The 14,009-nt window shown below is 37.1% G+C and carries 9 protein-coding genes; all 9 read right to left on the reverse strand.

From position 1 onward, the window contains the following. Window positions 1-152: 152 nt before the first annotated feature. Window positions 153-1,097, reverse strand: a complete 945-nt coding sequence (locus tag ACLMCG_RS01490) for an aldo/keto reductase (protein WP_413958514.1) — start codon at window positions 1,095-1,097, stop codon at window positions 153-155. A gap of 645 nt (window positions 1,098-1,742) precedes the next feature. After that, on the reverse strand, window positions 1,743-3,548 hold the full coding sequence (locus tag ACLMCG_RS01495) for a hypothetical protein (protein WP_413958515.1): 1,806 nt from the start codon (window positions 3,546-3,548) through the stop codon (window positions 1,743-1,745). A gap of 396 nt (window positions 3,549-3,944) precedes the next feature. Further along, window positions 3,945-5,096, reverse strand: a complete 1,152-nt coding sequence (locus ACLMCG_RS01500; protein ID WP_413958516.1) for an efflux RND transporter periplasmic adaptor subunit — start codon at window positions 5,094-5,096, stop codon at window positions 3,945-3,947. Between the two features lie 7 nt (window positions 5,097-5,103). Next, window positions 5,104-9,441: a CusA/CzcA family heavy metal efflux RND transporter gene (locus ACLMCG_RS01505; protein ID WP_413958517.1), complete on the reverse strand. Its 4,338-nt coding sequence runs from the start codon at window positions 9,439-9,441 to the stop codon at window positions 5,104-5,106. A 261-nt stretch (window positions 9,442-9,702) separates the two neighbouring features. Continuing rightward, window positions 9,703-10,065: a hypothetical protein gene (locus ACLMCG_RS01510; protein ID WP_413958518.1), complete on the reverse strand. Its 363-nt coding sequence runs from the start codon at window positions 10,063-10,065 to the stop codon at window positions 9,703-9,705. Window positions 10,066-10,198: 133 nt separating this feature from the next. Next, complete coding sequence (locus ACLMCG_RS01515) at window positions 10,199-10,768, reverse strand: Crp/Fnr family transcriptional regulator (RefSeq protein ID WP_413959406.1); 570 nt, start codon at window positions 10,766-10,768, stop codon at window positions 10,199-10,201. Between the two features lie 53 nt (window positions 10,769-10,821). Further along, complete coding sequence (locus ACLMCG_RS01520) at window positions 10,822-11,571, reverse strand: siderophore-interacting protein (RefSeq protein ID WP_413958519.1); 750 nt, start codon at window positions 11,569-11,571, stop codon at window positions 10,822-10,824. Between the two features lie 2 nt (window positions 11,572-11,573). Continuing rightward, complete coding sequence (locus ACLMCG_RS01525) at window positions 11,574-12,749, reverse strand: MFS transporter (RefSeq protein ID WP_413958520.1); 1,176 nt, start codon at window positions 12,747-12,749, stop codon at window positions 11,574-11,576. Window positions 12,750-12,834: 85 nt separating this feature from the next. Then, window positions 12,835-13,443 (reverse strand): hypothetical protein, encoded by a 609-nt coding sequence (locus tag ACLMCG_RS01530; protein WP_223600624.1) that lies wholly within the window; start codon window positions 13,441-13,443, stop codon window positions 12,835-12,837. Between the last annotated feature and the right edge of the window lie 566 nt (window positions 13,444-14,009).

Raw genomic sequence — 14,009 nt, forward strand, 5'->3', positions numbered from 1 at the left:
GAATATAACAACCGAAAACCTGAATTCCCTTCCTTTGGAGGGGTGGCGAAAATTCAAAGAATTTTTGACGGGGTGGTTAGCGTCGTCACATCATAAAAAATCCGTTCATCACTGAACGGATTTAATTTTAGTCTATAATGAAAGTTGAAAAATTAGTTGCTCGCTTTATTCAATAGATCGATATCTTCCTGATCCAGAATAAGTTTTGGGGCATTGAATACCGTTTCAAGCTGTGATGCACTCGTAGCACTTACAATAGGAGCCGTGATCAAAGGATTGGATAACAGCCATGCCAGAGAAACCGTTCCCTGGGTAGTATTGTGTTTTGCGCTTACCTGATCCAATGCTTTTAACACTTTAAGCCCTTTATCATTTAAATATTTTCTTACGCCCTCTCCTCTCGCACTTTTCACAAGATCGGCTTCATCACGGTATTTACCCGTTAGAAAACCTGCAGCAAGAGACCAATAAGGAAATACGCTTAAATCAAACTGTTCTGCCAGAGGTGCATAATTTCCCTCAAAACCTTCTCTTTCCATCAGATTATAGTGAGGCTGCAATGCAACATATTTTGGAAGATTATTCTTTTCTGCAGCTTCAAATGATGCTTTTAATCGCTCAGGTGATAAATTGGAAGCAGCAATATAACGAACTTTTCCAGCCTTTATGATCTCATCATACGCCGAAAGCGTTTCTTCTACCGGAGTTATATTGTCATCAAAATGTGTATAATAAAGATCAATATGATCGGTCTGAAGCCTTTTCAGCGACTCATCTACTGATTGTAAAATGTGTTTTCTGCTGATATCATAGCCATGTTCTTTGGTTTCAGAACCTACTTTGGTTGCCAGAACGATATCATTACGGTTAGAACGGCTTTTCATCCACTTTCCGATGATCTCCTCAGACTGTCCCCCTTTGCCATTTACCCACCATGAATAAGTATCTGCAGTATCTACAAAATTGAATCCTGCTTCTGTAAAGCGGTCCAGTATATCAAAAGACTGTTTTTCATCCAATGTCCATCCAAAAACATTTCCTCCGAAATTGATTGGCGCAATCGTTAAATCGGTGTTCTTGATCTTTCTTTTTTCCATAAAAATAATTTTACTAAGTGACCTCTAAGGTAAGGAATATTAAGCCCTGAGGATATTCAAAATAGCCATTCCCATTATAGTTATTATTAATGAAAATGCTGATGTTTACACGATTTTTTTGATTATTATTTTTGGAATAATTAGAAGTTAGGAAAAACGCAAAGACGCAAAGAATTTTTATCTGTAACATCGTTTATAAGGCGCAAGGATTTTATCTCCGATAAAATTGTATGCTGTAAAAATTAGACACACACTTGCTGAAAATCTTTGATTTTCTGGCGTCTTAAATTTATAAAGTAATATTATAACCTTTTGCGCCTTTGCGATATTCCAACAATATACTTATTAGAAAAAGCAAAATCTGTTTTTAACACTTTATTAAATGATTGGAAGTTGGATAAACGCAAAGACGCAAAGAATTTTTATTTGTAAGATCACTTATAAGACGCAAGGATTTATCTCCGATAAAATTGTATCCCGCAAAACTAGACACGCGCTTATTGAAAATCTTGATTTTTTATCGCCTAAGATTAGGCATACTATTATAAATCTAGCATCTGTACGATTCTTCAACAGAACAGAAAAAAACAAAAACAGCCTCCGCGTTGAAAGCTGTTTTTATTATCTATCAATTAAAAAATACGGTTATTTTTCAACCTGTGGAACCTCAATAGAAGTAAGCTGAAGTTTATACTCCTGTAATTGCAGGTTGATGGTTGATAATCCGTTGCCGAAGAATGATGATCCTTTAAAAAGATCATGATAATATTCTATTCCTTCAAGTATATTTTTCTTGAAAGTATTCCATTTTTTTGTTTGGGAATGGGTAATCTCTACTGATGATGTGATTTCCTTTCTCAGATACTCAACATACATTTTCAGTTCGTTGATGAACATATTCGGGCGTTGAGTATGGGAAAGAATATTGGTATTTCCATAAATATGTTTTATCATCTCCGAAAGTGAAACTTCTTTATCAAAAAAGGCGATATTGGGTCCGGGACATATCACAACACCTTGTTTTTCTCCTTTGATTTCAAGATTTTGCTCCATATATGCCGCATTCACAAGTCCTACACACAAACATGCTTTATCGGTTATTTGAGACTTTCTTCTATCGAACTCCTTTTCTGTTAAGGTTTCCCGGTCAGTATACAGTTCTTTCAGTTTTATATCCTGATATTTTTTGGAAGCGGTGCAGGTTCCTTCGGGAGAGAATTCTTTGCTTAATGCCAAAAGTTTTTTGGGACATGAACTTCCATATTTACCTTTGGCTTCTTTTTCATATTTCAATGTTTCATTAGAGGTACCTTTTACCGTGTTGAAAGGAACTCCCAATGGCGAAATATTACTCAGATACAGATCCTGTTCTTTTGATTTCACAAGCAGATTCCGGGTTTCGGTGTCTACAGATGTTGCTTCTGGTACCAGTAAAAATGGTGAGCCCCATCCTACACTGTCTACATGATAATTAGACAGCAAAAACTCATGTTCTTCGGAAGTTCCTACTCCGCCCTGAACGGTAATTTTCATTTCCAGAGGTTCGGAAACAGTACATTTTCCTTTTTGTTCCAAAGCAGCTGTCATTAAGGCATGTGCTGACTGTATAAGCTCATTTTTTTTCTGCTTAAATTCTTCCATGATTGGACCAAGAAGCATTCCTTCGGTTGCAAAGGCATGTCCTCCGCAGTTCAATCCGGATTCTATTCTGTATTCTGAGACCCACAATCCTTTTTTAGCCAGAAAATTTCCCTGGATCATTGCAGAACGGAAGTCGCTTACTTTAAGGATGATCTTCTTTTTAATATTTCCGTTTTCATCAGGATAAAAGTCTTCAAACTCTTCCATGTAGCTGTACAGACGAGGATTCATTCCTGCAGAAAGAACCATTGATGATGACAGTTTGCTTTTGGCAAATCCTCGCAGTGAAGCATGGGCGTCATTATACATTACCGGAAGCTGTTCGTTGTTCTGATAATTGTCTTTATCCACTTTCGTCATGATATTGACGTCAATACTTCCCGGTTTTAGGTTAGATTCTATGAAGTTCTTGATGTTGGAGCTCCAGTTATCTTTTTGATTGATAAGATTCTGAAGTCCGTTTTTAAGGTCCGAAGTATTCGGAAGTATGGCCATGAAGTCTTTTAATGCCTCAGTATTTTTGCTGATTTCCTGTTTGAAAGATTCAAATTTTTCATTCACGATATCATCTACCATATCCAGATAGGCAGTAATTCTTTTTGCCCTGTAATCATCTGTCTTTGTTGAGATTCCAAAATAGTCGAGATTAAACTTTTTATTATAAAAGTTCTTCATCTTTTCAAGGATTTCATCATCAATGATGGAGATCACAGAAGAAATTCCATATTGGGCAACACGAATCGGGCTGTCTATGGTGTAAGCCAGTCCCATTACCGGAATATGGAAATTGTGCAAAGGTTTTTTTGTCATAAATTTTCGATAAAAGTTCTTTTCTTATTCATCTAAAAAATCCTTTAAAAACTATTCACTTCTTAAATGTATTATTTTAAAATGAATTATGCATTAAATAATATTTTGTAAAATGAAAAACATGTCAAATATCATTTTTTTCAATTGTTTGAAATAAAAAAGATCAGCCGGATAACTGATCTTTTTTTCTTGTATGTTTATTTTAACCGCAAAAGTCACAAAAGTTTTTTACACTTAAGTCTTTCATAAGAACCTTGCTTAAACATAATAAGTACACCTAAGTTTTTGAAAATCTTTGATTTTCGCTTATGTGAAATTTTCTGCGTCATCATTTTAACTGGCCTAATTAAGATGTTTCAAAGTAAAAGCTTTTGTGACTTTTGTGGTTTTACTTAATTATTCTGCTTTGTTTTTAAGCATCATCAGAAGGCTGTAAGCCCCTTTCTGTACAATTTTCTTATCCTTTAAAACATCAGCTTTTAATATCTCTGTAAACCGATCATCAGAAATTCCCATTACTACCGGAATCATTTTGTAATTGGATTTTCCGAGATCTTCAAAAACATAATTTTTGTTTTCAAAAGATACTACCGCTTCGTTGGGAAGCCCTTGTGTGTAACGGCTGCTGATATTTACTTCAGCATTGATGTACATTCCTTTTACAAATTCAGAATTTACCGAAGACAATTTAGCAATTGCCGTTGCAGATCCCCCATTTTCAATACTTGGAACTACACTGACGATTCTGGCGTTGGATTTTACATCCGGATTCTGATTGTTGTACACTAAAATTTCCTGGCCCACTTTCACATCATTCACATCATTTTCAAATACTTTTAACTCCAAAAGTAATCCTGCCGGATTGATCAGCTCAAATAATGTATCTGCCGGATTGATGTATTGTCCATTGTTCACAAGAATCTTGCTTACAAAACCGGTAAACGGAGCATAAATATTGATTTTACTTCTGATATTTCCGGTACTCAAACCTTTGGCATTGATTCCGATGATTCTGAGTTTTTCTTCAAGTCCTTTTAAAGTAGCATTAAGGGTAGAATAATCTGCCTGAGCGGTCTGCATAGTCTTATCACTGCTTGCTTTACTCGTATTAAGGTCTTTCTGGCGGTTAAAGTTCAATCTTGCCGCTTCAAGCTGTGCTTTTGTCACCAGATAATCCTGCTGAAGCTGTATAAACTGTGGATCTTCTACAACGGCGAGAACCTGACCTTTGTTGAAATGACTTCCATTAATTACGTTGATAGATTTAATATGTCCGCCCATAATACTGGAAACCGAACTGATATGGGATGGTGCAATTTCTGCTTTTCCATTCAGTCTTACCAGCTTTTCCATATTCCTGTTCTGAATGGATGTGGTGGTAATTCCTACAGACTGAATTTGTTTTTCTGTAAGATGAACCGAATTTTCATTGTTTTTGGTAAATTTTGTGTTTTCGTAAACCGTTTTTTCTTCCTCTTTTTTTCCTGAACATGAAGATAAAGTAAGGATTAAAGCAAGGCTGTATATTGATATATTCTTGAAATGCATGACGTTGTTATTTTGAAATTAAGAAATTAAGTTCGGCACTGATCTGATTCAGTTTTTCCAGCTGATCAATATAGTCTGCTTTGGTTTTTACGGCCTGGTTCACCAATATTACCCAATCCAGATAATCAATTTCTCCCACTTCCATCTGTTTCTGGGCTGTTTTTAAAATAGTTTCAGATTTTGGAAGTTGTTTCTGCTCATAATTTTCAATGATTCTCTGTTGGTTCATATAATTATTCAGCTGCTGTCTCAATCTGTTTTTAAGTTCAATTTCTTTTCTTTGGTATTGATTTTCAGAGATGGCAATTTTAGCCTGCGCCGCCTTTGCCAAAGCTCTTTGTCCTTTTGTAAACAATGGAATTCCTACGCCCACCTGAACTGAATTGAAACGGTTATTGTTGATGTTTTTCATACTCTGATTGGTGTATCCGACAAGAAGGTCGGGAAGAAGTCTGCTTTTCTCCAGCTGTACTTCGGCCTCTCCTATTTTGATCTGTTGCTGCAGATACTGAAGTTCAGGATGTTGTTTTACCATTTCCTCGGAAATCTGAAGGCCGATATTCATCGTTGGTTTATCCGCAACAGGCTGATAAGAAGTTTCGGACTGAAGTAATAACTGAAGCTGAAGTTTTGCCATATTCAGGTCATTTTCAAGACTGTTTAGCTGTACTTTCACCTGTTCTTTCTGGATTTCAGCGGTTGATTCTTCCAGAATGTTGGCTTCTCCTTTTTTTAATCTTAATCCGGCCTTGTCAGCAAAATTATTGTACATCTGGCTGATATATTCCAATACTTTTTTCTTCTCCTGAAGTACCAATATTCTGTAGAAAACGTCTGTAACTTCTTTAGTGAGCTGCGTTTTGGTCAGATTCTGATTGATGATACTGGCAGACCATTCCGCATCCAGCATCTGTTTTCTTTTTGAATATACGGTAGGAAAGTTGAATCTTTGAGAGATTCCGAATGAATTATCGGTTTCCTCTCCCTGAATCTGCCCGAATCCTCCTGTAACTTCCAGCTGCGGAATATCCAGATAACTGGCTTTCAGTTTTTCCTGATAATCTGATACTAATTTTGAATTTTTAAGGGTTCCGTTTTGCTGATAGGCCTTTTCCAAAGCTTGGTCATAAGTAATGTTTTCCTGAGCCTGAAAACTTCCGAAAGAGATAAGCAATAAGAAAACTGACAGTTTTTTATAATTGGTTTTTTTAGAGAATTTCATTTTATCTTTATTAATATTTTCAAACAAAACATAGAGAATAGGAAGTACAAAAAGGGTTAAAAGTGTAGCGAGCATCAAACCTCCAATAACCACAGTTGCCAAAGGTCGCTGTACTTCTGCTCCGGCACCGTTACTGATCGCCATGGGAAGGAATCCTAATGAAGCAACAAAAGCAGTCATTAAAACCGGACGAAGCCTGATTTTTGTCCCTATCAGTACAATTCTGTTGGTGTTGGTTATTCCGGTCTTTTTCAATCGGTTAAACTCTGATATCAAAACTATTCCATTAAGTACAGCAACTCCGAATAAAGCGATGAATCCTACCCCCGCGCTGATGCTGAAAGGCATTCCTCTCAACGCCAGAAAATAAACACCTCCTATGGCTGACAATGGAATGGCAGTATAGATCAGTAAGCTGTGTTTTACAGAACCAAAGGCGAAGAACAGCAACAGGAAAATCATCACTAATGAAATCGGAACGGCAACTCCGAGTCTGGCTTTGGCTTCATTTAAATTTTCAAAGGCTCCTCCATAAGAAATAGTATAGCCAGGTGGTAACTTCAGGCTTTTACCTGATTTTTGCTGAAGCTCTTCCACGATACTCTGAACATCCCTTCCTCTTACATTAAATCCTACGATAATTCTTCTTTTGGTATCTTCTCTCTGGATCTGGTTCGGGCTGTTTTTAAGCTCAACTTTTGCCAATTGTGACAATGGAATCTGTTCTCCCGAAGAAGTAGGAACCAAAAGATTCTGAATGCTGGTAATATCTTTTTTATGCTCATTATCCATTCGGACAACGATGTCAAACTTTTTCTCACCTTCATATAAAGCCCCTGCTGTCTGCCCGGCAAAAGCCATATTGATCACTCTGTTGATATCTGCTACCGAAATATTATATCGGGACAGTTCAGAACGGTTATAATCAATCACAACCTGTGGAGCACCTACAACGGGCTCAATGTAAAGATCCTGAGCACCTTTTACCGTATTGATGATACTTCCCATCTTTTTTGCATAAGCAGCAAGGCTGTCGAGATCTTCTCCATAGATTTTGCATACCACATCCTGTCTGGCTCCGGTCATTAATTCATTGAAACGCATTTGTACAGGAAACTGGAAGCTGGTAGTCAATCCAGGAATAACGTTCAGAGCTTTACTCATTTTATGAGAAAGTTCGGGAAATGTTTTGGCAGAAGTCCATTCCTTTTTAGGTTTTAAAACAATGATCATATCTCCGGAATCCATAGGCATCGGTTCTGTAGGAATTTCTGCGCTACCAATTTTCATGACTACCTTTTGTATTTCAGGAAACTGGGTTAAAAGGATATTGGCGGCCTGAGTGGTTGCTTTTTTGGTTTCGTTAATATTGCTTCCCTGAAGGATTCTCATTTCAACTGCAAAATCACCTTCTTCCAAAGATGGAATGAATTCTCCACCCATTCTGGAAAGGGTAAGAACAGCACCAACAAACAGGGCTAATACTCCCAGAATAATGGTTTTTCTATATTTAAGGGCTTTTATCAGGAATTTCTGGTGACTCGTTTCCACTTTGCCCATTACGCGGTCTGAAATATTTTCTTTTTCCTTCTTTTTTCTGCTCAGTACCAGAGAGCTCATCATGGGAATATAAGTAAGGGAAAGAATAAATGCTCCAATCAGTGCAAAAGCAACGGTTTGAGCCATTGGTTTAAACATTTTTCCTTCAATTCCCTGAAGCGTAAAAATCGGAAGGTATACAATTAAGATAATGATCTGCCCGAAAACCGCACTGTTCACCATTTTGGTAGCAGAACCGGAAACCTGGTCATCCATTTCTTTTTTGCTGAGCATATTGTCTTTTCCGAAATGCTTTTTATGGGCCAGCTGATGCAGCACAGCTTCTACGATGATGACGGCACCATCTACGATAAGTCCGAAATCAAGTGCTCCAAGACTCATCAGATTTCCTCCTACGCCAAAAATATTCATCATGATGATCGCGAAAAGCATGGCTAAAGGAATCACAGAGGCTACCAGTAATCCGGCTCTGAAGTTTCCTAAGAATAAAACCAGAATGAAAACAACAATCAAAGCTCCTTCCATCAGGTTTGTTTTTACTGTACTGATGGTGTTGTTTACCATTTTTGCACGGTCAAGGAAAGGTTCAATGACAACGCCTTCAGGCAATGATTGCTGTATTTTTTCCAGTCTTTCTTTAATATTTCCAATCACAACATTGGCATTCTCCCCTTTCAGCATCAGTACAATAGCTCCGGATACTTCTCCGGTATCATTATAGGTCATGGCGCCATATCTTGTTGCGTAACCTATTTTCACAGAAGCAACATCTTTAATGTGTACCGGAATACCTTCTTTGGTTTCTGCCACCTGAATATTTCCGATATCTTCCGTACTTCCCAGAAGCCCTTCACTTCGGATAAACAGAACGGTTTCTTTCTTTTCAATATAGGCACCTCCTGTATTTTGGTTATTCTTCTCCAATGCCCCAAAAACATCGTTGATATTGATATTGAATGCCTGAAGTTTGTTTGGATTAATGGCAATTTCATATTGCTTCAGTTTTCCTCCGAAGCTGCTGACATCTGCCACTCCTTTAGTTCCCAGAAGCTGTCTTCTGACCACCCAGTCCTGAATGGTTCTGAGTTCAGTTTCATCATAGACATTTTCATATCCTTTTTTGGCCCTTACAACATATTGGAAAATTTCCCCCAATCCTGTGGAAATAGGACCTAATTCCGGTTTACCGATTCCAGCAGGAATGTTGTCCTGAACAAGCTGTAAACGTTCCTGAACCTGTTGACGAGCCCAATAGACATCAGTCTTATCATCAAAAACTACCGTTACCAATGAAAGCCCAAAACGTGAAAAACTTCTAAGTTCTGTAATTCCGCTGATGTTGCTGGTAGCCTGTTCGATAGGAAATGTAACAAGACGTTCTATATCTGCAGCACCGTAAGAAGGCGCTGTGGTAATGATCTGGACCTGATTATTCGTGATGTCCGGCTGAGCATCGATGGGTAATTTGGTTGTTTCATATACCCCAAAAAGGACAAGCCCCACTGTAAACAGAGCAATGATGAGTTTATTCTTTACAGAAAACTCAATAATTTTATTTAACATGGAAAAACTATTAATTGATAACCCGAAGTGTCTTATTAAAGTTGCTGAAGTCTTTATTTGTAAAATAGCAGAAGATATCATACCCGTAAGTAAGAATATCTGCCTGATGCTCATGTGCTTTGTTGTAAACTTATCATGATGAAAAATTTAAACAAAATTTAGTAAAGACATCATAAACAGTGTTATAATGCACAACAGGTTAAATTGATGTAATAATAAATAAACTGCTTTAAGGCTAAAGCAATGTCAGTATAAAATCTGTTAAGAAAGTCGCGGAGGCTGGAAAATCTGAGAAAGGTAATAATTAGAGAAATCTTTTTCCTTATAAATACTGTTTTTCTTGGAAACAGTAATTTCTTTAGGTTTTTTTATTTCGAATGTAAGTTCCGGAAGCTGGGCATGTACAGTCAGTACGATGGGAGGATTGATAAACGGCAGTTTCTGATCGGTATCCCAGTCAGAATCCTGTTTGTGGTTATCATAATGCTCCATCACAAATTCTGATAAGCTTCCGTGGTATTCCATATAATGTTCCACAAACATAGGCACCTTCAGTACTTCCCCCGCATTGGTGGTAGCCAGCACATACATCATCGAGCATAATATGGAGAACCATTTTAACATGGGTACAAATATAAGGCTTAAATTTTTCTTAAACAGGCTCTGGTATTAATTTTTTGATAATTTTAGCCAGTTTAAAAGTGGTTTAAATAAATAATAGCTATTACTAATAATGTTAGATTTATCAAACAAAAAATCATAGTTTTGATTTCAATCTGCTTAGGGTTTCCTGAGAAATATTTAGATAGGAGGCTACCATTTTGTTAGAAAGCCGTCTTACCACAACAGGATTTTCACTCAGCAGCTGACGGTACTTTTCAAGGGCATCCTGAACAAGGAAAGACATCAGTCTCTTTGTGTTGCTCACATAGGCTGTTTCCAGATATATTCTGTAAAATTTTTCCCATTGCGGAATAATTTCCAGGAGATGGTAAAAACTTTCATGACTAATGTAATATACTTCTGAATCCTCCACGGCCTGAATAAATTCGTCGGAGGGTTCAGAAGTAATAAAACTGGTTAATGCGGTTGCAAACTGATTTTCAAATGCAAAATACCGCGTGGAATCCTGGCCTTCTTCATTGATGAAAAATATACGGAGACATCCGTTTACAACAAAAAATGTCCGTTGGCTGTGTTGCCCGTTGGTAAGGAGCGTTTCGTTCTTTTTTAATTGAACAGATTTGAAATAAGAAAGAATGGTATTCAATTCTTCATCCGTTACTGATATTCTATTTTTAATATATGAAGCTAAAAGTTCCTGCATGTAAGCAAAAGTAGTGATAAAAAGGTTTTGCTTACTATTTTTATCTAAACGGTCTACATATTTTCTGCCTGTCCGGCTTTCCAGTACGAGCAGATATATAAACCATGAGGATCCCATTGCAGAGTTGTTTTAAAATAAATACGAAGTTCATGTACTGTTGCATATTCTGCAGCGATATACACATATTCTTTCAAAACTCCGGGTGGAAACTGAACCGATTTTACAGCTTCTGCGAGCCGGCTTCCCTCTTCCGGATGAGGATTATGAAGCCATTCAACGGATATATCTGCTGCGGAACACAGAATAAGTTCATCTTCCTTGCCTGCTACCTCTAATAGTATTTTTGCTGATACATAAGGAGGAAATTGTTCTGCAATGGCACAAATAACGGGTAATGCTGTTGCATCTCCAGCCAGCAGATAAAAATCGGCATCAGGAATCAGAGGTCTTGTACTTTCTTTCATTCCTATTTCCAATGAATCACCAGAATTTGCTTGCAATGCCCAGGCAGAAGCAGGTCCGTTATCACCATGGGCAACGAAATCTACACTTAATTCCCGATTTTCCAGATCGATTTTTCTGTTAGTATACGTTCTGATTAAAGGATCGCTTTCCTTTTTAGTTGGAATAAAGATTTTGTTATTAGAACCAGACCGTACATTAGCCAGCATTTCAACCTGATTTTCATTGATTTCAAATACTACACGGATAAGATGTGGAGTAAGATAATGTTTATTTTTAACGATAAATGCAGAACGTATTTTTTTTGTTTTTTCTGCTTGAGTAATTATAGAATTTTCCATTTTTATTTTTTATTACATAGTAGAATAACCATAGACACAACACAGCTGATTCCCCCGAAAAGGTACACTGCCTGATAATCAAACCAGCCGGCAATAAGTCCGGCAATAGGTCCTGCCAATCCTAATGAAAGATCAACAAAAGCAACATATGCCCCCAAGGCTGTTCCCCTCATTTGTGGTTTTACTTTTTGAATGGCAAGAACTCCCAAAGCTGGAAAAACCAATGAAAATCCAACCCCGGTTAATCCACATCCGATAATGGCCAATGTTTTGGAAGCAGACGTCCAGATCAGCAGCTGTCCTGCCACTTCGATGATCAGAGAAATGAAAGCAATCTTAAAACCTCCGTATTTATCCGGAAATGAAGCAAAGAAAACCCTGGTAAGAACGTAACATATTCCGAAAACCATAAAGGCAAGTGAAGCGTCACCCCAATTCTTTTGCGAGAAAAATAAAGCAATAAAAGAGGCGATACATCCAAATGCCATTGATGAAAAAGCAAGACTCAGTCCTTGGCCTGATATTGCACCGATTACTTTGTAAAAAGGTGTTCGCACATGGTCTTTATCTACAGGAATAGAAGGAAGTTTTGCGGTAGAAAGCCAGCTTACAAGCGGAAGTAAGGCTATAAGGATAAAAGCAGGAAGAATATTGTATTCTTTACTCAACCAGATACTCACAGGAGCTCCGATTGCGATTCCCGCATACATAGCAATACCGTTCCAGGTCATTACTTTTCCGGAGTTAGAATGTCCTACAAGCCCTATTCCCCATGTTAATGCTCCCGTAACCAGAAAGCTTTCACCAACACCATGGATGATTCTTGCTAGTAAAAGAAAGATAAGCGCCATTAGCGGATGAGCCTGAAATAGTACCGCAAGTACATAAACAATCCCGGCAATAACCGCTAATATCACACCGGACATTTTACTTTTCTTAGCTCCTCTGGTATCTGTAATTTTGCCGGAATAAGCGCGGGTCAAAAGTGTTGACAACGACTGGAGGCCAATAACAAGCCCCACAATAATGCTATCAAAGCCTAATGTGTTCTGGACAAATCCGGGAAGTACTCCCAGAGCAATTCCTATCGTAAGATAAACCCCAAACACCGAAATGATAATGGGAGCAGTCACCTGAAAGAAATTAATAGTCTGTCCTTTTTCTAATGTTGTACTCATAAATTTTGTTTAAAATATTCGGGTGCAAAGGTCCCTGTACAACAAATACTAAACTTTGATCTAGATCAAAAAAGGCAGAAAATAGCTATTCAAAATCCAATAACCCGTCGCTGAGCTGTTTCCATTGTATTTTAGCAGCTCCCATCATTCCTCCGGCAGCGATAGTAAGATTCCTGATAACATCAAAGAATTTGGCATTCAGATTAGGTCTTTCATTTCGTCCATACACTGCGGCTTTTAAATGAGCAGGACTTTTTGATATCATGAAAGTAGAGGTTGATCCGGAACTGTAAAAATGAGCAATATGGCGGTTTTTTTTATCTTCCGGATTTCTGGATGGTCTGCAGGTCATTGTTATACTTTCAGCAAAGCTGTTCTCATAAAAACAGATATCTGTAATCTCTACCCAATCATATCCTTTGGCCTCAGATTCTCCCGGTCCCGGAATATCAATCCTGATAAAATCTCCTTTCTGTGGTTCACGATCCACGGGACGGCCATTGAAATCGTAAAGTTTAAATGCTGCAAATGCTTCTCCACAATAACTTTGCCACTTATTGACTGAAAAAAAACGCTCTTTTAATGTTTCAAATTTCAACGCCATAGAGTCCTGATCAAATAATTTTCTGGTTTCCGTATCATGGAAACCTCCGAATTTTTGTTTAGGAACTCCTTTAAATTTTTTGGGACTCATGCAATATGTTTTGGAGAAATTACTGTAAAAAACCTATAGAATTTTATGAGTAGAGTCACAAAAAAGTTAAACATTTGTTTGAAAAACATGCTAAAGAAGCTTTGTTTTTATAATAATTCACTTTTTGCAACTTTTCAATTTGGGTTAAAAAACGGCATACAATTCATTAGGAAGCGAATTATATTTAACAGGATATGTTTTTTGCATAAAGAATTTCGGAATCCTAAAGAAAACTAAAATCATTTAGAGAATAATTATTTTCACTTAAAATAGATATTTTTTAAAAAAAATGAGCTTATGATGTTTTGCATAACACGATTTTTGTTTATATTTGTGAATCGAAATAATTTTTTTTCATCATTTGTGTTTTTTTAAGGTCTCCATTCGTGGAGACCTTTTTGTTTTCAATAATATCATAATTGAATATTGACTGTAGAAGTGGAAAATAATGTAAAATGTGAATTATATCCTTTTTCAAACAAGTCAATTGCTTTTATATAAAGGAATACTCAAAGTTTTAAGATCTCAATAACTCTCTTTTCAGCTATATTTTGACCGCCTCTGCC

Source organism: Chryseobacterium sp. S90, assembly GCF_047444895.1.
Taxonomy (GTDB): domain Bacteria; phylum Bacteroidota; class Bacteroidia; order Flavobacteriales; family Weeksellaceae; genus Chryseobacterium.